Source organism: Arthrobacter sp. P1_B4 (assembly GCF_056406555.1).
Genome location: NZ_JBFTZW010000001.1, coordinates 243,843 through 264,419, shown reverse-complemented (window position 1 = coordinate 264,419; position 20,577 = coordinate 243,843). Strand labels below are relative to the sequence as shown.

Here is a 20,577-nt window from a genome sequence, read left to right as displayed (position 1 = left end):
TGGCGCCGCTTTTGGGCCCTCATGCGGAATGATGGTAGACACCATGACCCCAGCAGAATCTCCCGGGACCACCGGAAACGGCGACACCAAGGGCACCTCCGTCATCGTCAACGCCATCGCCGTGCTGCGAACCTTCACGGCGGACGAACCGTTGCTCGGAGTCACCGAGATCGCCAACCGGGTGGGCCTGCACAAGAGCACGGTTTCCCGGATCCTGGCCACGTTCGAACAGGAACACCTGGTGGAACGTGATCCGGAAACCCGCCGCTTCCGGCTGGGGCTGGGACTGATCGCCGTCGCCGGGCCGTTGCTGGCCGAACTGGAAGAACGGCGGGTGGCGTATCCCGTCCTGCGTGAACTCACCGAACAGACCGGCGAAACCAGCGCCCTCATGGTGTGGAACGGCGCAGAGTCAATGTGCGTGGAGCAGATCGCCAGCCACCACCAGATCAAGCACACCACCCCGCTGGGAGCCCGGTACACCGACGCCATGAGCGCCTCCGTGCAGGTCTTCCTGGCCGCAGCGCCCGTCGAACGCGTCCGTGTGCTCCTGCGCAGCGGGGCGATCAGCTACCCGGGACTCGATGATGCGGGCCTGGATGGCTACCAGATCAAGCTCAAGGACGTGACGGCCCGGGGCTGGGCCATCAACTACGGCGAATCCTCCATCGATGAAGTGGGCGTCGCCGCTCCCGTCCACGACCACCGCGGCGACATCGTGGCGGCCGTCCTGATCTCGGCGCCCCGGTTCCGCGTCTCACGCGAGGCTCTGCAGAGCCTGGGCGAAGCGTGCGCTGCTGCGGCCGACAAAATCACCAGCCGGCTGGGCGGGCGCGCGTCCAGCAACGGCTAGCGCGGCCCGCGCCCTAGCGCGGCGCACAAACTTCAGCTGAGCCGGGCCAGCCGCGCGGCCAAATGCAACGCCGCGAGCCGGCCCGTCCGCCGGGGGTCGCCGCCGCACAGCTCGAAGATCCGCTGCAGCCGTTGATGCATCGATTGCCGCTCCACGTGCAGTTCCCTCGCCGCCTGGGCCGTGTTGCAGCCGGAATCCAACCACATGGCCAGGGTGCCAAGCAGCCGGGAATTGCGTTGCTCATCATAATCCAAGAGAGCCCCCAGCTGCTGGCGCACGAAGTTCCGCCGTTGGCCAGGGTCCAGGCTTCCCACGGCAAGGCGTTCGACGGCGAATGCCTCGCAATCGATCACGGGACTGTGCGGACCTTGGGTTCCCGTATGTGGTTGCCCCAGCGCGCCCGCCAATTCCAGGGTCAGCCTGGCCTCCGACAAGGACCAGGGGGCTTCCGAAATCCCGACGGCCACCGGGCCGACGGCAACCAGCGTGTCTGATGGGGCCGGTAGCGCCCGCAGGCCAGCCAGAAGTGCGTCCCTGCTGTCCAGCGGACTATCGCCCGGGAGGACCACCACCGCCAGCAGCTCGGCATTATCGACATAGGTTGCGCTGGGCTGCGCCCGCCGGGCCAAGAGCTGCTCCACAGAAGCGCGGAGGTGTTGGAGCATGCCGGAGCGGACCATGATGGCCACGATTGTGGCACCCGGCGGAATCCCGGCCGCGGAAGCCAATTGCTGGAGCCGCCAGGCCTGGCTGCCGGAATCAATCGCGCGAAGCAGGGCCGCCCCTGCGACTTCCTTGAGCCCGGGGGACATTCGCTGCAGCAACGCCAGGGCCAGGATGTCGACAGAACGATTTCCGGCCGTCCGGGCCAGGTTCTGGTCCTCGTCCGCAGGGACCCGCAGCAACAGCTGAGCCGCAAGGATGCCGCGGATCGGCACGTCGATGTGAATCAGGCGTGCCTGCTCCTGCGGCCCACCGGTGGAGGCATCGGGGTCGGCGGCCTCGGCCCGCCCCGGGCTTGCGCTGGCCAGGGTCGCGCCGGCTATGGACGTCAGCGTCACCTCGGCATTGATGATGCCGGCCAGCACGGCGAGGATCCGGTCCAGGCCGCCGCCGTGCGCCAGTTCGACAGCCATCGCGTGACTGGCCTCATCGGCCCGCCGCAATTGGGACACCGAGTCACTGACCAGCATCGAATTAATGGCCTGCGTGACTCCGACGAACGGCACCACCCCGCGAAGTTCGATCAGCGGAAGGCCGGCTGCTTCGGCGGCCGCCACCATTGAGGACGGCAGGGACGGCAGGGCGGACCCGGTTTCGATAGCTACGGCGGCAACGCCCCGCTCCGCCAGTTGGCGGATGTAGTTGACCTGCCGCTCCTCCGAGGCGAGGGCCAGGGCTTCTCCGCCCGTCAGCAGAAGTTCCCCGCCGGCCAGCAGGGGCGCGATATCAATGATTTCACTGGAGTGGATCCACCGCAGCTGCGCCCGGGCGGCGGCCCTGGCCGCGGCGCGGACAATGGGGTCGGCGGCCGCCATGGCCGGATGGTTCAGGACGTCTTGAAGAAGGATGGACATTACACTCCGTCGCGTTGCTCTGGGTATATTTAGACACATTGTATATAGTCGCATGTGGCCCACGACACATAATCTTGAGGAATCCCACACATCCTCGGAGGCTCCACATGCGTCAAAAATCCCCAGCGGCCCCTGCCGGCACCGCGCCGGAAGCGAGCGTAGACCACGAAGCGTGGCTCCAGCCCATCCCCGAATCACAACGGACCCGCAAGGTCTCCGGCCAGTTCTGGATCTGGGCCGGCGCCAATCTCGCCCCGATCAACTGGGTGCTCGGAGCGCTCGGCATCCAGCTTGGCCTGGGATTCGCGGACACCGTCACGGTTCTTGTCCTCGGAAACCTGATCGGGATGCTGCTCTTCGGCTGCTTCGTCCTGCTGGGCCAAAAGACCGGAGCGACCGGCATGGTGCTGGCCCGCGCCGCCTTCGGCCGGCGCGGCAACTACCTGCCCGCCGGCATCCAGGCTCTCCTGGTGATCGGCTGGTGTGCGGTCAACACCTGGATCATCCTGGATCTGGTCATGGCGCTGTTCGGAACGCTCGGCTGGGTTGACCCGGAGGCCAAGAACTACGCCTGGAAGATTGGCATCGCCACCTTCATCATGGCTGTACAGGTAGCCATCGCCTGGTTCGGCTATAAAGCCATCGCCGCCTTCGAGAAGTGGACCGTGCCGCCCACCATCATCATCTTGACCGTGATGTCGGCAGTGGCCTGGTTCGGCATGAAGATCAACTGGACCTACGCCGGCCCGGCGGGCCACATCCTGGAAGGCTCGGAACGCATCGCCGCGATGAGCGCGGTCATGACGGCCATCGGCATCGGCTGGGGCATCACCTGGTTCACCTACGCTGCGGATTACTCCCGCTTTGTCAGCACTTCGGTGCCCAAGCGCAAGGTTTACCTCGCGTCGGTGCTGGGCCAGTTCATCCCGGTCGTCTGGCTGGGCATCCTGGGGGCCAGCCTGGCGACCAACACGGGTGAAATTGATCCCGGCAAACTCATCGTCCAGAACTYCGGCGCGCTGGCCCTTCCTGTGCTGCTCATGGTGCTGCACGGCCCGATCGCGACCAACATCTTGAACATCTACACCTTTTCCGTCGCCACGCAGGCCCTGGACATCTCCATCAGCCGGCGCAAGTTGAACCTGTTCGTCGGCGTCTTCTCCCTCGCGGCCGTGATCTTCTTCATCTTCCAGGAGGATTTCGCCTCCGTGCTGGACGCCTGGCTGATTGGGCTGGTCGCCTGGGTGGCTGCCTGGGGCGGAGTCATGCTGGTCCATTACTTCTGGATCGAGAAGCGCTGGCCCGGCGACCCGTCCCGGCTCTTTGACGCCGTTGGCACCAAACGCCTGCCGGGCGTGAATCCGGCCGGTGTCGCTTCACTGCTCATCGGCATCTTCGCCACCTGGCTGTTCATGTACGGACTGGTGCCGGCCATGCAGGGCCCCATCGCCGTCGCCCTGGGCGGGTGGGATCTGTCCTGGCTCGCCGGGGGACTGGCCAGCGCCGCGGCTTACGCCGTCCTCGGTCCGCGGTTCCACAGGAAGTTCCTGGATGTCCCCACCCCCAGCGAACAGACCGCAGATTCACCTGAGGCAACCGGCCTTCCGGTCACATCAACCACGCCCGCCGCCCTCTAGCAGGAGATCAACCCCGTGAACTTCCCCGCTTTCGCCGACACCGCCCATCCCATCACCTGGCCCGAAGGCAATCGTGCCGCGGCGTCCTTCACCTTCGACGTCGACGCCGAATCCTGCACCATCGCCCATGACCCGCAGAGCACCAGGCGCATGTCCCTCATGACGCACCAGTCCTACGGGCCCAAGGTCGCCGTCCCGCGGATCCTGCAGATCCTTGAGCGCCAGCAGATCCAGGCGACGTTCTTCGTCCCGGGATTCACCGCCGAATGCTACCCGGACGTGGTCCGCCGGATAGCCGACGGCGGCCACGAGATTGCACACCACGGGTACCTGCACGAACCCATGCAAGGCATCGACGCCGCCACGGAGGCGCGGTACCTGGACCGGGGCCTGGATGCCCTGGCCAAGGCCGCCGGCGTCCGGCCGACCGGCTACCGGGCACCATGGTGGGAGCTCAACTGGCATTCCCCCGCCCTCCTTTCCGACCGCGGGTTCCTGTATGACTCAAGCCTGCTCGACGGCGACGCGCCGTACCGTTTCAGCGTTGCCGAGGCAGACCCCCGCGATCTCGTGGAAATCCCCGTCGACTGGGCCCTGGACGACTGGGAGCAGTATGCCTTCTACCCGGGCGTCACCGGAAGCGGCGTCATCGAAAGCCCGGCCAAGGTCCTCGAAATGTGGACGCTGGAGGCCGAAGCCCACCACGCTGCCGGGAGCTGCTTCGTCCTGACCAACCACCCCTTCATTTCCGGCCGGCCGTCCAAGGCCGTGGCCCTGGAACAGCTGATGGACCGGGTCAAGTCGATGGACGGCATGTGGGTCACCACCATGGAGAAGATCGCGCAGCACACGCGCGACTCCGTCGAAGAGATCCACACCCACGCGCGCATTGCCGTGCCCGGATTCCCGGACACCGGTGCACAGTTCACGCCGGCCGACGTGCGGCAGCCCCAAGGAGCCACGGCGCGGCGCAGGGCCGGAATCTAGGGCACAAATCCGGCCCTGGCAAGCACAGGTCCCCGGCGCGGCCCCTCGTCAGAGGGTGGCTGGGCCGGGGACCTTCCTGCGGGGCGGCCCGGAGCCGGCGGCGAAGCTGGTGTTTAGCCGGTCTTGGCCATCGCGTAGGCCACGGTGCCGTAGGCCAGGGCGCCGGACATTTCGGTGAGCAGTTCCGGGTTGGTGTTGGCGATCGTGTCGCACGCCTCGTGGTAGCAGGGATCGAGGTCCTTGCCGGCCACACCGCCGTAGGCCTGGGCCTGGGCCTGGGTCTTCCTCTTCTCATCGCCGGTGAACAGCCCGCCGCCGGGAATGCCGGCCGAGAGGAAGGCGTCGTAGTCCGAGCCGCCGTCAAAGGGCGTGGTCTCGGCCGGCAGCGCGTTCTCCTGGAAATAGCGGAAGAAGACGTCCTCTATCGCCTTGGACCCGGCCGGGCCGGCATGGCCGAAGTCCGTGCCGTCCCCGTCATGGACCGAGCGGACCCCGTTGGGCGAGGCCACCATGTCCACGTTCAGGTTCGCCGCGGTCTGGCCGATCTCGGCCGGGCTGAGTTCGTCGACGTAGTGCTGGGACCCGTACAGCCCGTCCTCCTCGCCGCCCCAGAACGCGAACCGGACCCGGTTAACCGGCGTGATCCCGGCCTCCTTCATCCACCGCGCGGTCTCCAGGACCGCCGCGACCCCGCTGCCGTTGTCATCAATGCCCGGGCCCTCCTGCACGGAGTCCAGATGCGCGCCCACCACCACGGTGTGCCCGGCACTGCCCCCGGTGTCGGCCAGGATGTTAAAGGACTCCACCGTCTTGCCGCGCCGGCCGTCCTCTTTGAACGTGAAGCTCTGCCGCACCGGCGAGTACCCGGCCGCGCGCAGCTGTTCCTCGACGTAGCGGGCCGACTCCTCATACCCCGAGGTCCCCGAGGCCCGGTTCCCGCCGTTGGCATCCGCCACCCGCTGCAGCGCCTGCAGGTGCCCCACCATGTCCCGGGACTTGAACGCCGCCAGCACCGCACGCGCATCCACCGTGCTCGCCGGGGTCAGCTGCGGAACCGCAGCACTCGGACTGGCAGACTCGGCGGGTGCGGCGGATTGGCTCGTGCCGCCGCCTGATTTGCCCGAGGCGCCACCTGAGGGTGTGCCGGATGGTGTGCCACCGGACGGAATGCCGGCCGACGGGATGTCAGCCGCGACCCCGGAGGTACAGGCCGACGTCGAGAGCAGGACCAGGGCGAGGAGCGAGGGAAATACGTGCTTGCGGAGAGTGATCATGCCGGGAGCCCATCACTAGTCGGTACAAGTTCGCTTGCTCCGGCTCGATCGGTCAGGACGCTCGCCACTGACGCTCCAGTAAGACGCGGCCACCATCGCCCGGCAAATACTCCTATCAGGTCGAACCATTGTCGGCCCCGCGGCTGTAACTTCAATAGCGCCTCGCTGTGAATCTGCTGTGCAATTGGGTTGCATCAACCAAGGACCACCAGACCGGTCCGGTGCTTAACCGGGAGGGGGCGCCGCAGACAGGCTCTGCGGCGCCCCCTCCCGTGGCGGCCCTAACTGGCGGGGGTGGCCGTTAAGCGAGCAGTCCCTCCACATCCGCCGCTTTCGGGTACGCCGTTTGCGTCCCCTTCCTGGTCGCTGCCAAGGCCGCGGCAACGGACGCGAAGGCGGCAGCGGCCGGAAGTGAATCGCCGGCGGCAAGGCGCGCAGCCACGGCCCCGGTGAATGCATCGCCTGCGCCGGTGGTGTCCTTGGCGTCGACCCTGGTGGGTTCAATGCGGGTGATGCGGCCCTCGGCGCCGGCTCCGGAGTCCAGGACGACGGAGCCGTTCGCCCCCAAAGTGACCACAACGCGGTGCAGTCCGCGATCGGCGAACTTGTCCCGGACCGGCGCCCACGCCGCGGCGTCAGCCCCGGCGTCGGGCACGGCGGCGCCGCCCAGGAACAGCGACGCCTCATGCGCGTTCACCAGCAGGATGTCGCAGAGTGCGGCCAAGCTCGCCGGGATCTCGGCGTAGGGCGACAGGTTGAGCAGAACTGTCGCCCCGGCGTCGTGGCCCAAGCGGGCCGCGGCCTCAACGGTGTCCAGACCGACCTCGAGGCACAGGCACATCACGGACGCGCCCTCGAACAATTCGGCGGAAGCGGCAACATCCCCGGGCGCCAGTGTGCCGTTGGCTCCGGCCGAGATGATGATGTTGTTCTCACCGTGGGCGTCGACGGAAATGACGGCGACGCCGGTCGCAGCATCAGGCGTGCGGCGGACGCGGGAAATGTCCACCCCGGCCCCGGCGGTGGAGGCCAGAAGCATGGTCCCGTTGGTGTCGTCGCCCACCGCACCGATCAGCACGACCCGGCTTCCGAGTTTGGCCGCCGCGACCGCCTGGTTGGCGCTCTTGCCGCCGGGATTGACCGCAAAGCCATTCCCGTGCACCGTTTCGCCGGGGAGGGGGAGCCTGTCGCAGTAGATGGTCAGGTCCGCATTCAGTGAACCGACGACGACGATCCGGCCAGAGTCCGGGCGGGTCATTTCGCCTCAGCTTCCAAGGGCTTGGGAATCAGGAGTGAAGCGGCGAAAGCCGCCACGGTGATGATCAGGCCCACCGTGATCGCGGTCAAGTAGGATGCCTGGGCATCGCCCAGTGCAGAAGAGGCCACCAGCGCTGCCGGCAGGACCAGGAAGCTCAGGCCGGCGCCCAGGTTGAACGCGCCGGCGTTCATGCCGGGGAGAAAGCCGGGGTTGCCAGCTGGGGAGAGGACAACGCCAAGGCCGTTCAGCATGATGTTGACCGTACCCGCGTACATGATGCCCAGCAACGCTGTTCCGGCAATCATCATGGGCAGGCTGCTGAGGCCGAAGAAGGCGATGATCGCCAGGGCCACGACGCTGCCGGCCATGCCGATCCGCAAAACTTTGGTGTAGCCGAAAACCGGGGCCAAACGGCCGCTGATGGGTCCGACAACCCAGCCCAGGAGGGCGTAGGGAGTCAGGATGATGAGTGACATTTCGGTCGGTCCCACGCCGAAGCCGGGAGCCGTGGCCTGCACGTAGGCGGGAACGATGCCGTTGATGACCGCGAAGACGCCGGTCATGGTCAGGATTGTGGTCAGCAACGGCGCCCAAGTGGAGCGCTGGCGCAGGTGGGCGGTCTCCACCATGGGCTGCCGGGAGCGCTTTTCCACCGTCCAGAACCCGAAGAAGGCGATCACTGCAACGGCGATGAGGGCAGTCGCCAGTGCGAGGGTGCCGGGGGAGAATCCGCTGACCAGTTTGGAGGCCTCGTTGAGGGCTGTGAGCAGGGCGCCGACCGCGATCACGATGAAGAAGACGCCGGGCCAGTCCATCTTGGTGCCCACCGCCGGCTTGCTCTCACCGGCCAGAACGGCGACCAGGCCCGCCGCCACGACGGCCAGCACCACCATGAGCCAGAAGATGCTGCGGAATCCGTAATGCTCGGCGAAGTAACCGCCGACAAAGGAGTCGACGCCGGCAACCCCGCCGTTGACGGCGGTGATGAGGCCCATGAGGGCACCGTACTTCCGCGGGTCACTGACGGCGGAGCGCAGCATGATCAGGCACAGCGGGACCGTGGGGCCGCTGACGCCCTGGATGATGCGTCCGACGAAGAGCCAGGTGATATCGGGAGCCATGGCCGCGATCACCGAGCCGACAGCCATCATCAACATCATGCCCAGCAGGATCTTCTTGCGCCCCACAATGTCGCTCAGGCGCGGCAGGAAGAGGGAAAACAGTGCTGCCGCGGTGAAGAACCAGGTCTGGGACAGGCCGATCACGGCCTGATCGGTGTGGAGTTCGTTGCCCATCGTGACCAGGGCGGGGCTGAGCATCGATGCGTTGAGCTGGAAGGCAATGCAGGCCGTCAACAGGGCCGCCGTGAGTGCAGCGACGCTTCGTCCCGTTGTCTTGGATTCGTAAGTCAGAGTGCTCATGAGTTGGCTCCGTTTCCTGCGCCGATGCTGACGGCGGCGGACGGGTCCACGTCGCCGATGCGCACCAGGGCGTCTGTGACGAGGTTCCAGAACTTCGCGTGATCGAGGTCCACAGCAACAGACGTGTGGCAGTCCTCCGGTGCCGGGGCGCGGAAATCGGCGACGGTCATGCCGAGCGTCAGTTGGCCCTGCAGTTCGATGTTCACAGGGACTTTGCGGGTGGTCATCACCGTGGGATCGATGACGTAGGCCACCGCGCAGGGGTCGTGGACGGGCGGGTAATCGAAGCCCTGGGCGTCCTTGTACGTCTTGGTGAAGAACTCCATCAGCTCCAGCACGAACTGGGCGGGCTTGGTACCCACGGCGGCGATTTTTTCCACGACTTCGGGGGTCGCGAGGGCCTGGTGCGTGAGGTCCAAGCCCACCATGACCACCGGCCACGGCTCGTTGAACACAATATGTGCGGCCTCGGGGTCGATGATGATGTTGAATTCGGAAACGGCGCTCCAGTTGCCTACGTGGTACCCGCCGCCCATGAGCACAACTTCTTTCACGCGCTCCACGATGCGCGGCTCCTTGCGGGCCGCCATGGCAATGTTGGTCAGTCCTGCCGTGGGCACCAGCGTCACAGTGCCAGGCTCGTGCGCCATAACAGTGTCGATGATGAGGTCGACGGCGTGGCGCGGGTCCAGTTCGATGCTGGATTCGGGCTGGGCGGGGCCGTCCATGCCGCTCTCACCGTGGATGTCGGGGGCGGTTTCGATGCTGCGGACCAAGGGCCGATCGCAGCCGGCGGCGAAGGGGACGCCGGTGATGCCGGCAATCGTGCCCACCGACAGGGCGTTGCGGGTGACCCTTTCGAGGGTCTGGTTGCCGACGACCGTTGTGACCGCGAGCAGCTCAATGTACGGATTGCCGTGAGCCAGCAGCATGGCCACGGCGTCGTCATGGCCTGGGTCGCAGTCCAGGATGATCTTCCTGCGTTCCGGTTTCAGGGTGATGGGATCCACGTAAATATCTCCACGTCGTTGGGGGTCCGCCGGGGCGGTGCGATAAAGCGTTCAGAGTGAGTTTGGCACTGTCAAGCGTCAAGCGTCAAGCGCTTAACGTAAGTGACGTCAAGCGCTTGATGTCTTGCGGCAGGTGCGATGCGTCACTCCCGGCTACGATCGAGGTATGGAATCCGGCGAACAAGTACACGAGCTTCGGGGGCGCACCCCGCGCGTCACTGCGGCGATGGTGGCTGCGCGGGCCGGGGTCTCCACCGCAACGGTCTCCCTTGTGGCCAACGGAAAGACCCAGGGGCGGGTCTCGGAGGACAACATTTCGCGGGTCCGGGAAGCCATTGCGGAACTCGGCTATGTGGTGGACAGTATTGGCAGTTCGCTAGCCAAGGGCATCAGTTCGATCGTCATTCTCGTGGCGCCGGACATCTCCAACCCTTTCTTCGCCAACGTCATTGCAGGTGTCCGCGGCGCGCTCGGCGCCGAATACCAGCTGCTGCTCTCCGTCACGGACGCCGGGGAGTTCCCGCGCGTCGACGACGTCCGCAGGCTCCTGGCTTTGCGGCCGGCCGGGCTGCTCGTAGATGCGCCCAGCGCGGAGTTCCTGGAGGATCTTTCCGTCGCTGGGCCTCTCGTTCTGCTGGACGCCCCCGGCTTGGAGTCCTTTGCCCCCTCGGTGAATCTCGACGTCGGACACGGCGCCCGCCTGCTGGCCCGGCACCTGGCGGACGCCGGACATAAACAAGCGGCGTACATGGACAGTGTGACCGGCACGGCGACCTTCGATATCCGGCGGGCGGCATTCCTAGAGGAGTCCGCGGCGCTGGGCATCACCGTGGCCACGGACCATGTCATCGGCACCACCATTGACGTCGGCGCCGCCGCCGGCGCGTTCGCCGCGGCGTGGCCGGATTGGCAGCGGGACGGTGTCACCGCCGTCGTCTGCGCCACCGATACCCATGCCTACGGCGTGCTGCAGGAAGCCAGGGTGGCCGGCGTCCGCATTCCGCAGGAACTGGCCGTGGCAGGCTTCGATGACCTGCCCTATTCGGCCACGTCCAACCCGGGCCTGACCAGCGTCCACCTTCCGGGCGACGCCCTCGGGGCCAGGGCCGGCGAACAGCTCCGCAGGGTCATGGAGGGCAAGGGCTTGGAACAGCACCAGCTGATCCTCCAGGGTTCACTGATGGTCCGCGGTTCCACGGAACCGGCCAGCACCTAGAAAACCGGACCGAGCCCACCCACGAACATCTCACCCGAGGAGTTGTCAGCATGACCAACGCAGACGCCCTGACCATCCACAATGCCCGGATCTTTGACGGACATTCGCCCGAGCTGGCGAGCGGATCCATCCTGTTCCGGGACGGGATCATCCAGGAGACCGGCGACGTCATCCCCGAAGGTGAGGTGATCGACGCCGGCGGCCGCGTCGTGGTGCCAGGGCTCATCGATGCCCACTTTCACGCGTACGCCGTGGGCTTGGGCGGCCTTGAGGTTGAGCGCTCGCTCCTGAGCTACACCGCACTGGTGGGGGCGCGCCGCTTGGGCGCCGCCGTGCGGCGGGGATTCACGACCGTCCGCGATGTGGCCGGCGGGGACAGCGGGCTGGCCCGCGCCATCCGCAGCGGCCTGGTCACGGCTCCGAGATACTACTACACGGGTCCGGCCCTCAGCCAAACCGGTGGCCATGGCGATCCCCGGTCCGCGGATCTGGATGTCTGCTTCGATCACGGTCACATGTGCGCCGTGGTGGACGGGGTGGACAACCTGCGCCGGGCAGTTCGTGATCGGTTCCGCACGGGAAGCCACGCCATCAAGATCATGACTTCCGGAGGCGTGGTCTCCCTGACAGATCCCATCCGGCTGCCGCAGTATTCAGGGGAAGAAGTCCGGGCGGTGGTGGACGAGGCCACCCGGCGCAAGAGTTACGTGGCGGCCCATGCGTATTCACCCGAGGCAATCAGGCATTCCGTGGAAAATGGGGTACGTTCCATAGAACACGGGAACCTCTTGGACCGGGACACGGCGCAGATGATGACCGAGCACGGGAGCTTCCTCGTGCCGACGCTTGCCGCCTACGACGCCATGAGCCGAAGGGGAGCTGCAATGGGCCTGAACCCCGTTTCCCAGGCCAAGAACGCCGAGGTGCTTGAGGCCGGCAAAATTGCTGTGGAACTGGCCCTGCAGGCCGGAGTCAAGGTGGGCTTCGGATCCGACCTGATGGGGGACCTTGAGGATGATCAGCTTGTCGGCATTCGGCTGCAGATCGAGGCGGCAGGCGTCTTGGAGACGCTGAGATCCCTTACCTCAGTAAACGCAGAGCTCCTTCAGGACCCAAGCATCGGGAGCATCGGCGCTGGAATGGCGGGCGATGCCGTGATTCTGGACGGCGACCCCTTTGTGGACCCGGCAGTTCTCTGGGACCACACCAGGTCGAGGACTGTTATCCACGACGGGCGCATCATTCCGTGACCCTGGAGATGCCCGGGTGGGCTCAGGAGGGCCGGCGTTAGGGGAGCTCGCGGGGCAGAAATCTCGTTGTTTCTTAAAGCAATACAACTGTTGACTAGTGAGCAACTTCACAGTTACAGTTGCGAAACCGAAAAGCCGCCGGAAGGCGGACTCGAGATCTCCAGGTGGAATGGATGGCGCGCGCGAACCGCGGCTGTCATCTCTCCTTCTCTCTTCACTTCTTCTCCTTCACTGCGCCACACGCAATCACACGCACCGCACCCCGCTACGCCCGCAATCCTGCACGCCCTCTTTTGGCGTGCCCGCGTCCATGAGAGGCACTTCCCCCATGACAGCATTCCGTTCCACTCCCTTTGACCGCAGGCAGCTCCTCAAAGCGGCAGCGCTGACGCCATTTGCGGGTCTGGCGCTCTCCGGCTGCGCGGCGAAGCCCGCCGAAAGTGCCGCTGCCAACAAGACGGTGACCGTCACGTCCTATGGCGGCTCGTACAACGACCAGCTGACCCAGACAATCCTGGACCCGTTCTCCAAGCAGTCGGGGATCCAGACGACGCTGCTGGCCAACACCTCCCTGGCCGCGCTGAAGGCCCAGGTCCAGTCCGGCGACGTGCAGTGGGACCTCGTGGAAATCACGGCGCCGGAGTATGAGGTGGCCGTGGCCGAGGGGCTGTTAGAGAAGTTCGACTACGACATCATCAGCGACAAGGGCCTGCCCGGATACGCGAAGGCTGAATACGGCATCAAGTACCTGAGCTTCCTGTTTGTCATGGCGTGGGACCAGAAGGTCATTTCCGACGCGCAGGCCCCGAAAGACTGGGCCCAATTCTTCGACCAGGGCAAGTACAACACCAAGCGCTCGGTGTACAACCAGCTCTCCGACAGCTCCGTCCTGGAAGCCGCGCTGCTGGCCGACGGTGTCCCCTTCGACAAGATCTACCCGCTCGACGTCGACCGGGCCCTGAGGGTTCTGGGCCAGCACCCGGGAAAGGACCGGCTGCTGTACCACGCCGCCAACCAGGAGCCCATCCAGCAGCTCACTTCCGGCGAGGTCTCACTCTCCACCAGCTTCAACAACCGCATTAACGCAGCCCGCAACGACGGCGCGAAACTGAACTTCTCCGCCGAAAACGCCGTCCTTGCCGGCGACTACTTCGTGGTTCCGAAGGGCGCCAAGAACAAGGAAGCGGCCTTCAAGCTGATGAACTTCATGTCCAACGACGCCGAGGCCGGCGCGGCGTTCGACAAGGTCACCAACCTGACCCTGGCCAACACCCCGGCGCTGTCCAAGCTGCCGAAGGAAATCGCCGACACGCTTCCCACCAGCCCCCGGCTCGCGGACAAGATCCTGGTCCGCGACGACAAGTGGTGGTCGCAGAACCTGAAGAAGACCGAGCAGCAGTTCAAGCTCTGGCAGGCCAGCTGACATGAGCAACGCAACTCTCGAGCGGCCCCGGCCGCGGGGCCGCGGTGCGCCTGCCTCCGCCGAGGCACCACCACGACGGCGGCGCAGCGGCTGGTGGCTGCTGCTGGCTCCGATCCTTGCCTTCGACGTCGTGCTGTTCCTGACGCCGCTGGGCAAACTGGTCGGCGCAAGCTTCGCCGACAACGCCTACCAGCGGGTCCTTGAGGACCCGCTGGTGGTGCGCGCCCTGGTCAACACCCTGACCATCAGCCTGGCCAGCACCATTGTCACCGTGGTGCTGGGCTACATCATCGCCATGGTGCTGTGGCGGGCCGGCAACGTCACCCGGGTGATCCTGTTCGCCGTCGTACTCCTGCCGTTCTGGACCGGCATCCTGGTGAAGAACTTCGCCTGGGCCGTCCTGCTGCAGGACAACGGCATTGTGAACGCCTTCCTGCAGGGAATCGGGCTGACCGGTGCGCCGGTCCCGTTGCTGCACAACCGGTTCGCCGTGATCGTCGGCATGGTGCACTGCCTCCTGCCGTATGCGGTGTTCCCGATCTTCTCCTCGCTGACATCGATCGATGACCGGCTGGGGCTCGCGGCCCGCTCGCTTGGCGCGCGGGAAGGATCCGTCTTCCGCACGATCACGCTGCCGCTGAGCATGCCCGGCATTTCCGCGGCCGGGCTGCTGGTCTTCATCATCAGCACAGGTTTCTTCATCACCCCGGTGGTGATGGGCGGGCCCGGCGACATGATGATCGCCAACCAGATCGACTACTACGCCCGACAGCTGACGGACTTTTCCGGGGCCGCTGCGCTGGCCGTCATCCTGACGGTCATGGTCAGTATCCTCGTGGCCGTCTACCAGCGCGTCCTCAAGGCAGGAGGCCAACATGAAAACAACTAATCCGCAGCACCGGATGCTGGCGCTGCTTTCCATCCCGGCCTTCCTGTTCCTCGTCATTCCGACAGCGATTGTGGTGCCGGTCGCGCTGAACGACAGCCGCTACATCACCTTCCCGCCGGAGGGAATCTCCTTCGCCGCCGTGGCCGGATTCTTCGCCGACCGGGCCTGGACCTCCGCACTGACGGCCAGCCTGCAGTCGGCGGCGATCGCCGTCGTGATCGGCGTGCTGCTGGGCGCCACCGCGGCGATCGGCCTGCACGGGCGCAAGTTTCCCGGCCAGCCCGCCGTGGTGGGTCTGATTCTCGCGCCGATGATCGTGCCGACCGTGGTGCTGGCGCTGGCGTTCTACCAGTTCTTCATCTCGATCGGCATGGTGGGCAGCATCGTCCCCATCGGCCTGGCGCACGCCGTGATCGCGACCCCCTATGTGTACCTGACCACCCGCGCCAGCCTCGCCGGGCTCAACCCGGCCCTGGTCCGGTCGGCGCAGAGCCTCGGGGCCGGACCGCTCTCCGTCCTGCGGCACGTGTATCTGCCCATCATCCTGCCCGGCCTGATCTCCGGGGCGCTCTTCGCGTTCTCGGTCTCCATCGATGAGACGGTGATGTCCCTGTTCATGCAGTCCCCGGGGGCCACCACCTTGCCGGTGAAGATGTTCACGGATATCCAGTTCAACCTGACCCCGAAGATCGCGGTGTCCTCCGCCCTGCTGGTCAGCGTCGCCACCATCGGGCTGCTGCTCCAGGTCTTGTTTGTCCTCAAGCGCCGCTCTTCAACCCGGATGCTGCCGCTGGCCGTGTCCGCACAAACGTAAGGAAAGTCGATGACCGCATCAGTGATTTCCGCGGGGCCCATTCCCGGCACGGGCAGGGCCGCCCAGGGCGCCATTGAGCTCCGCCAGGTCAGCAAGCACTACGGCGACGTCGTTGCCGTGGACGAACTGGACCTGACAGTCCAGCCGGGGGAGTTCGTGACCCTCCTGGGCCCCAGCGGCTCCGGCAAGACGACCACCATGATGATGGTGGCGGGATTTGAAGAACACACCGCCGGAGCCATCCTCATTGACGGCAAACCCGTGGACACGCTGCCGCCCCGGGACCGCAATCTCGGTGTGGTGTTTCAGAACTACGCCCTGTTCCCGCACATGAGCGCGCTGGAAAACGTGGAGTTTGCGCTGCGCATGAGGAAGGTGCCGCGCGCGGAACGCCGCCAGCGCGCCGAGGAAGCCCTCGACCGTGTGGGACTGGGCAAGATGGGCGGGCGCAAGCCGCGCCAGCTCTCGGGCGGACAGCAGCAGCGGGTGGCGCTGGCCCGGGCACTGGTCTTCAACCCGGCGGCCCTGCTGCTGGATGAGCCGATGGCAGCCCTGGACAAGCGCCTTCGCGAGCAGATGCAGGAGGAGATCAAGACCTTGCAGAAGGGCCTGGGCATCTCCGTGCTGTTCGTGACACACGACCAGGACGAGGCCATGGCCATGTCGGACCGGATCGTGGTGATGCGGGACGGGAAGATCGTGCAGTCCGGCCCGCCGGAGGAGGTGTACAACCACCCCATGACCGACTGGGTGGCCAGCTTCCTGGGCGACACCAACCTCATCCCGGGCACCATCGTGGAGCGCAACGGCGAGGAAGCCGTGGTGGACCTCGGCGGACTGGGTATGGCAAAGGTCCGGGACCGCGGGGCAAGCGGTGAGAACTACGCCGTCTCCATCCGCCCGGAGCACCTCAAATTCAGGACACGGGCTACGGCGGGCAACGGATGCGCCGCGACCCTGGTGTCCTCCACGAATCTTGGCGCCACGGTCCGCCACCGCCTCACGGCCGGCGGCCACGACCTCCAGCTCCGTGAGCTGAGCTCCGACAGCGCCGCCCGGATCCGGCCGGATGAGGAGCTGTGGGTGGGCTGGGACGCGGACAAGGCCCAGCTGCTGGTCCTGGAGTCCTGACCGCCGGATGCTGTGACGGCCGGGCCGGTTCCGGCACCCCTCCGCGGGACATGCCCTCCTCCGGCGCTCAGGGATGGACATATGCCCACTATGTCCATCCCTGAGCCGCGCCGGGGGACAAGTCCATTCCTGATAAGGGGGCATGTCCACTGCTGAGCGCCGGCAGGGGGGCATGCCCTCGGTCGGCCACGTTGACTCTGGCCGGTAGTACTCAGCCGAACTCTTTGATGAAGTCCAGGGCGGTTTGGGCGACCTCAGGCCAGCCGTGATCGATCGTGAGAGAGTGGCCGCGGTCCGGCAGCTCCTTGATTGCCGTGTGCGCCGAATTTCTTTTTTGACGCTTGTAGGACGCATTGGCGATGGCCCACGGCACTGTGTGGTCTTTCTCCCCGGAGATGATCAGCAACGGACCCCGATCCGGATTCTTCGTGTCGACCTTGGCCTCGGTGAACGGGTTGAGGTTTGCGGTTGCAGCCTGGAACAGAGGCACGCCAGAGGCCGCGACATGAAAGGTGTCAAACAATTGGCGGGCTTCGTCCTCGTCCAGGGCATTGGCCCAGCCGAAACGGAACTCGTCAAAAGTCAGAGACACTGCACGCTTGGCGTTGGCGGGATTCGCGATCACAGGCGCTGCTGACTTTAAGGCTGAGGCCGGCAGCGGCAGGACTCCCCGGAATGGTGCGGGGTCGATCGCCACCGTGACTGCGGAGGCTCCGGTTCCGGCGATCCTCTGGGCGATGAGTCCGCCGAAGGAATGCCCCACGACAGCGGGCTTGATGGTGAGCCGGCCAATCGCGTCGAGGTAGTGGTCCGTGACTTGCCTGACCATCTTCTTGGCAAAGACCTCCGGGTCGCGTCTTGCCTCATCGACGCTTTCGGGATCATCGGGCCACGTGGGGGCGAGCGTGGTGTAGCCGTTTTCCTCATACAGGGCCCGCCACCGGTCCCAACTGCTGGACAGGAGCCATAGTCCGTGGACGAAGACGACGGGTTTGAGGCCGGAAGCGTTCGCCCGGTCCACCTGCTGTTGCTCGAGGTTGGTCATATCAGCCATGGCGCTCATCCGTTCGCGTGTGCATCGCGGGCCGTCGGTGGGGGACGCGGGGACGTCCTCCCGCAGGCACGAGTATGCCTGCGGGCCATGGCGAAGGCAATGCCTTTGCTGAATGCCGGCACGGGCTGCGGGCCGCATGGGGCAGGTCCGTGACCGGTCGGCGACGCGGAGTGCAGCCATGGTCTGCGGTCCGCCACGCGCACCGGGCCCCAAACCCGTGGCTTGTCAGGACCGGCCCTACAATGGTCTCGATGATGCCAGGACATGTAGCAGCTGCTGACGGAAAGAACGTGCTGAGCATCAGTGCGGGCATCATCACATCCGTCTGGCAGCCGGGCACGTTTGTTGATGTCGACGATGCCAGGGACGCGATGCTGGCCGTAGCGCAGATCAGCGGCGGAATACCGATGCCGATGCTCTCCGAAATGACGGACGTTGAGATCAGCGCGGCCGCCAGGTACGAGTTCGCGCAGACAACAGGGGTTCTGGCGATTGCCGTGCTTGGATCCAGCACCGTGGATCGTGTGATCGCGGCGGCCATGAGCCGGCACACCCGCTACCCCCACGAATTCTTCACGTCCCGGGACAAGGCCACGGCCTGGCTGAGCAACTTCACCTCCAGCGGCCAGCCCGGTGGATACACGGACGGCATATCCGCCCTGGCGTGACAGTGCCGGCCTGCCCCGGTCAGGCCTTGTCCACAGTAAAAGCCGCTCCGGCCTCCTTGACCTGCTGGTTGGTCGCGGCCCAGCTGGCCAGCAGCCGCAGCGCATCTTCCGACGCGGAGCCGGGCTCGGCGTTGTAGACCAGCAGGGACAGCCCGGCGTCGGCGGAGACGTCCATTGCCTCGTACATCAGGTGGAGATCCCCGACCACAGGGTGGTGCAAGTGTTTGAGCCCGGTGTAGTGCTGGCGCACGTTATGCGCCGCCCACAGGGTGCGGAACTCCTCGCTCCGCGTCGATAGTTCCCCGACCAGGTCGGTCAGCCCGCGGTCGTAGGGATCCCGGCCGGCCTCGGTGCGCAGGATCGCGACGGTGTCGCTCGCCGCACGGTCCCAGCCCGGGTAGAAGCTGCGCGATCGCGCGTCCAGGAAGATGAACCGGGCATGGTTGGCCGGGCGGGCCGGACCCGCGTACATGTCCGAATACAGGGCATGGCCCAGCGGGTTGGCCGCAAGGATGTCCATGCGGCCGTTCCGCACAAAGGCGGGCGCGTTGGCGATGGCGTTCAACGTCAGCTGAACGCTGCGCCGGACGGACTCCGCGGGACGCGGACGACGGCGGGTCCGGCTGCCCGGGGCCGCTGCCCGGGCCAGATCGAAGAGGTGGGCCCGTTCGGCGTCGTCGAGTTGCAGGGCCCTGGCCACAGCGTCCAGAACTCCCTCCGAAACGCCGGACAGGTTTCCCCGCTCCAGCCTCGTGTAGTACTCGACGCTGACGCCGGCCAGCATGGCGACCTCCCCGCGGCGGAGTCCGGGGACCCGGCGTTTCGCGCCGTAGATCGGCAATCCCGACTCTTCGGGGGTGATCTTGGCCCGGCGCGAGGCAAGGAACTCGCGGGTCGCCTCTCGATTGTCCATGCCATCAACGTTAGGCCTTTGGGCTCTCTGAGGGAGGCCCTGCCAGTACCCCTATCAGCAGGGACTCCCTCCCGGCTGCGTTACCGGGTTTGATGGATGGTGTTCCGTTGAACAACCCCCAACGATCAACAAGCAGGAGATTCATTGCTTACCGTCAACGCTTACGCATCACCGTCCGCGACCGGGCCGCTCGCCCTCACCACCATCGAGCGCCGCGACGTGGGACCCCACGATGTCCTGATCGAGATCAAGTACGCCGGGATCTGCCATTCCGATATCCACACTGTCCGCGGCGACTGGGGCCCGCAGACCTATCCGCTGGTTCCGGGCCATGAAATTGCCGGCATTGTCACCGAGGTGGGCACGGCCGTGACCAAGCACGCCGTCGGTGACCGGGTCGGCGTCGGCTGCATGGTCAATTCCTGCGGTGAGTGCGTCAACTGCCAGGCCGGCGAGGAGCAGTACTGCCTCGCCGGGAACACCGGCACCTATGGCGCCGTCGACCGTGATGGCACCATCACCCAGGGCGGCTACTCCACCCACGTCGTTGTGACCGAAGATTTCGTGGTCACCATTCCCGAGGGCATCGAGCTCGACGTCGCCGCGCCGCTGCTGTGCGCCGGCATCACCACCTACTCGCCGCTGAACCACTGGGGCGCGGGTCCCGGCAAGAAGGTCGCGATCGTCGGCCTCGGCGGACTGGGCCACATGGCCGTCAAGATCGCCCACGCCATGGGCGCCGAGGTCACGGTCCTCTCGCAGTCGCTGAAGAAGCAGGAAGACGGGCTGAAGCTGGGCGCGGACCACTACTACGCCACGAGCGACGAGAACACTTTCACGGACCTTGCCGGCACTTTTGACCTAATCATCAACACGGTCAGTGCCGCGATCGACATCAGCTCCTACCTGCAGCTGCTGACCCTCGACGGCGCACTGGTCAACGTCGGCGCCCCCGCGGAACCGCTCCCGGTGAACGCGTTCGCCCTGATCATGGGCCGCCGTTCCTTCGCCGGTTCGATGATCGGCGGCATCCGCGAAACCCAGGAAATGCTCAACTTCTGCGCCGAGCACGGCCTGGGCGCCGAAATCGAGGTCATCCCGGCCGCGAAGATCAACGACGCCTACGAGCGCGTCCTGGCCTCCGACGTCCGCTACCGCTTCGTGATCGACACCGCGACCCTGAACTAGGACGCAGCGCACGA

At 66.1% G+C, this 20,577-nt stretch carries 18 protein-coding genes; 11 read left to right on the top strand and 7 right to left on the bottom strand.

Annotated features, from left to right (window positions below; genetic code table 11):
• Positions 1 to 43: 43 nt before the first annotated feature.
• On the top strand, positions 44 to 853 hold the full coding sequence (locus AC1D1W_RS01255; protein WP_243178252.1) for an IclR family transcriptional regulator: 810 nt from the start codon (positions 44 to 46) through the stop codon (positions 851 to 853).
• Positions 854 to 885: 32 nt separating this feature from the next.
• Here AC1D1W_RS01255 and AC1D1W_RS01250 read toward each other — a convergent pair whose 3' ends face one another.
• Positions 886 to 2,430, bottom strand: coding sequence for a PucR family transcriptional regulator (locus AC1D1W_RS01250; RefSeq protein WP_476942730.1), 1,545 nt, complete (start codon positions 2,428 to 2,430; stop codon positions 886 to 888).
• Positions 2,431 to 2,537: 107 nt separating this feature from the next.
• On the opposite strand from AC1D1W_RS01250, the gene AC1D1W_RS01245 reads away from it, so the two are divergent.
• Together AC1D1W_RS01245 and AC1D1W_RS01240 are read left to right on the top strand one after the other, a co-directional pair.
• Positions 2,538 to 4,067, top strand: coding sequence for a purine-cytosine permease family protein (locus AC1D1W_RS01245; RefSeq protein ID WP_476942729.1), 1,530 nt, complete (start codon positions 2,538 to 2,540; stop codon positions 4,065 to 4,067).
• Between the two features lie 15 nt (positions 4,068 to 4,082).
• Positions 4,083 to 5,054, top strand: coding sequence for a polysaccharide deacetylase family protein (locus AC1D1W_RS01240; RefSeq protein ID WP_476942728.1), 972 nt, complete (start codon positions 4,083 to 4,085; stop codon positions 5,052 to 5,054).
• A 113-nt stretch (positions 5,055 to 5,167) separates the two neighbouring features.
• Here AC1D1W_RS01240 and AC1D1W_RS01235 read toward each other — a convergent pair whose 3' ends face one another.
• From AC1D1W_RS01235 to uriH, 4 genes are all read right to left on the bottom strand, one after another.
• Positions 5,168 to 6,328 carry a M20/M25/M40 family metallo-hydrolase gene (locus AC1D1W_RS01235; RefSeq protein ID WP_476942727.1) on the bottom strand — a complete coding sequence of 387 codons (1,161 nt, stop codon included), beginning with the start codon at positions 6,326 to 6,328 and terminating at the stop codon, positions 5,168 to 5,170.
• Positions 6,329 to 6,629: 301 nt separating this feature from the next.
• Positions 6,630 to 7,586 (bottom strand): ribokinase, encoded by a 957-nt coding sequence (locus tag AC1D1W_RS01230; protein WP_243178257.1) that lies wholly within the window; start codon positions 7,584 to 7,586, stop codon positions 6,630 to 6,632.
• Positions 7,583 to 9,007: a uridine transporter UriT gene (gene uriT / locus AC1D1W_RS01225; protein WP_243178258.1), complete on the bottom strand. Its 1,425-nt coding sequence runs from the start codon at positions 9,005 to 9,007 to the stop codon at positions 7,583 to 7,585. Before uriT ends, AC1D1W_RS01230 begins: the two co-directional genes overlap by 4 nt.
• A complete protein-coding gene (uriH, locus tag AC1D1W_RS01220; RefSeq protein WP_243178259.1) occupies positions 9,004 to 10,017 on the bottom strand; it encodes a uridine-preferring nucleoside hydrolase UriH in 1,014 nt (337 codons plus the stop codon). Before uriH ends, uriT begins: the two co-directional genes overlap by 4 nt.
• A 166-nt stretch (positions 10,018 to 10,183) precedes the next feature.
• Here uriH and AC1D1W_RS01215 point away from each other — a divergent pair, with 166 nt between their 5' ends.
• The 6 genes from AC1D1W_RS01215 to AC1D1W_RS01190 all read left to right on the top strand — a co-directional run bounded on the left by AC1D1W_RS01215 (position 10,184) and on the right by AC1D1W_RS01190 (position 16,740).
• The gene (locus AC1D1W_RS01215) at positions 10,184 to 11,233 is read left to right on the top strand and encodes a LacI family DNA-binding transcriptional regulator (protein WP_243178260.1); all 1,050 of its coding nucleotides are present in this window, start codon (positions 10,184 to 10,186) and stop codon (positions 11,231 to 11,233) included.
• A gap of 50 nt (positions 11,234 to 11,283) precedes the next feature.
• A complete protein-coding gene (locus tag AC1D1W_RS01210) occupies positions 11,284 to 12,483 on the top strand; it encodes a metal-dependent hydrolase family protein (protein ID WP_476942726.1) in 1,200 nt (399 codons plus the stop codon).
• A gap of 328 nt (positions 12,484 to 12,811) precedes the next feature.
• Positions 12,812 to 13,906, top strand: coding sequence for an extracellular solute-binding protein (locus AC1D1W_RS01205; RefSeq protein WP_018775012.1), 1,095 nt, complete (start codon positions 12,812 to 12,814; stop codon positions 13,904 to 13,906).
• A gap of 1 nt (position 13,907) precedes the next feature.
• Positions 13,908 to 14,795, top strand: coding sequence for an ABC transporter permease (locus AC1D1W_RS01200; protein WP_476942725.1), 888 nt, complete (start codon positions 13,908 to 13,910; stop codon positions 14,793 to 14,795).
• Positions 14,782 to 15,609 (top strand): ABC transporter permease, encoded by an 828-nt coding sequence (locus AC1D1W_RS01195; RefSeq protein ID WP_028275936.1) that lies wholly within the window; start codon positions 14,782 to 14,784, stop codon positions 15,607 to 15,609. The genes AC1D1W_RS01200 and AC1D1W_RS01195 overlap by 14 nt, the downstream gene beginning before the upstream one ends.
• A gap of 9 nt (positions 15,610 to 15,618) precedes the next feature.
• Positions 15,619 to 16,740: an ABC transporter ATP-binding protein gene (locus AC1D1W_RS01190; RefSeq protein ID WP_243178263.1), complete on the top strand. Its 1,122-nt coding sequence runs from the start codon at positions 15,619 to 15,621 to the stop codon at positions 16,738 to 16,740.
• A 211-nt stretch (positions 16,741 to 16,951) separates the two neighbouring features.
• On the opposite strand, the gene AC1D1W_RS01185 is transcribed toward AC1D1W_RS01190, so the two are convergent.
• Entirely contained in the window at positions 16,952 to 17,794 is an 843-nt protein-coding gene (locus AC1D1W_RS01185; RefSeq protein WP_243178264.1) for an alpha/beta hydrolase, read from the bottom strand.
• Between the two features lie 251 nt (positions 17,795 to 18,045).
• Here AC1D1W_RS01185 and AC1D1W_RS01180 point away from each other — a divergent pair, with 251 nt between their 5' ends.
• Positions 18,046 to 18,462, top strand: coding sequence for a DUF7793 family protein (locus AC1D1W_RS01180; protein ID WP_476942724.1), 417 nt, complete (start codon positions 18,046 to 18,048; stop codon positions 18,460 to 18,462).
• Between the two features lie 19 nt (positions 18,463 to 18,481).
• Here AC1D1W_RS01180 and AC1D1W_RS01175 read toward each other — a convergent pair whose 3' ends face one another.
• Positions 18,482 to 19,375 (bottom strand): helix-turn-helix transcriptional regulator, encoded by an 894-nt coding sequence (locus tag AC1D1W_RS01175; RefSeq protein ID WP_028275939.1) that lies wholly within the window; start codon positions 19,373 to 19,375, stop codon positions 18,482 to 18,484.
• Positions 19,376 to 19,519: 144 nt separating this feature from the next.
• Between AC1D1W_RS01175 and AC1D1W_RS01170 the strand changes: the two genes are divergently transcribed.
• Entirely contained in the window at positions 19,520 to 20,563 is a 1,044-nt protein-coding gene (locus AC1D1W_RS01170; RefSeq protein ID WP_459383567.1) for an NAD(P)-dependent alcohol dehydrogenase, read from the top strand.
• Positions 20,564 to 20,577 lie beyond the last annotated feature (14 nt).

Coding starts and splice junctions, on each gene's coding strand:
- AC1D1W_RS01175 (WP_028275939.1), bottom strand. CDS start 19,375: ATGGACAATCGAGAGGCGACCCGCGAGTTCCTTGCCTCGCGCCGGGCC.
- AC1D1W_RS01185 (WP_243178264.1), bottom strand. CDS start 17,794: ATGGCTGATATGACCAACCTCGAGCAACAGCAGGTGGACCGGGCGAAC.
- AC1D1W_RS01230 (WP_243178257.1), bottom strand. CDS start 7,586: ATGACCCGCCCGGACTCTGGCCGGATCGTCGTCGTCGGTTCACTGAAT.
- AC1D1W_RS01210 (WP_476942726.1), top strand. CDS start 11,284: ATGACCAACGCAGACGCCCTGACCATCCACAATGCCCGGATCTTTGAC.
- AC1D1W_RS01205 (WP_018775012.1), top strand. CDS start 12,812: ATGACAGCATTCCGTTCCACTCCCTTTGACCGCAGGCAGCTCCTCAAA.
- AC1D1W_RS01195 (WP_028275936.1), top strand. CDS start 14,782: ATGAAAACAACTAATCCGCAGCACCGGATGCTGGCGCTGCTTTCCATC.
- AC1D1W_RS01255 (WP_243178252.1), top strand. CDS start 44: ATGACCCCAGCAGAATCTCCCGGGACCACCGGAAACGGCGACACCAAG.
- AC1D1W_RS01250 (WP_476942730.1), bottom strand. CDS start 2,430: ATGTCCATCCTTCTTCAAGACGTCCTGAACCATCCGGCCATGGCGGCC.
- AC1D1W_RS01235 (WP_476942727.1), bottom strand. CDS start 6,328: ATGATCACTCTCCGCAAGCACGTATTTCCCTCGCTCCTCGCCCTGGTC.
- AC1D1W_RS01215 (WP_243178260.1), top strand. CDS start 10,184: ATGGAATCCGGCGAACAAGTACACGAGCTTCGGGGGCGCACCCCGCGC.
- AC1D1W_RS01200 (WP_476942725.1), top strand. CDS start 13,908: ATGAGCAACGCAACTCTCGAGCGGCCCCGGCCGCGGGGCCGCGGTGCG.
- AC1D1W_RS01190 (WP_243178263.1), top strand. CDS start 15,619: ATGACCGCATCAGTGATTTCCGCGGGGCCCATTCCCGGCACGGGCAGG.
- uriT (WP_243178258.1), bottom strand. CDS start 9,007: ATGAGCACTCTGACTTACGAATCCAAGACAACGGGACGAAGCGTCGCT.
- AC1D1W_RS01180 (WP_476942724.1), top strand. CDS start 18,046: ATGATGCCAGGACATGTAGCAGCTGCTGACGGAAAGAACGTGCTGAGC.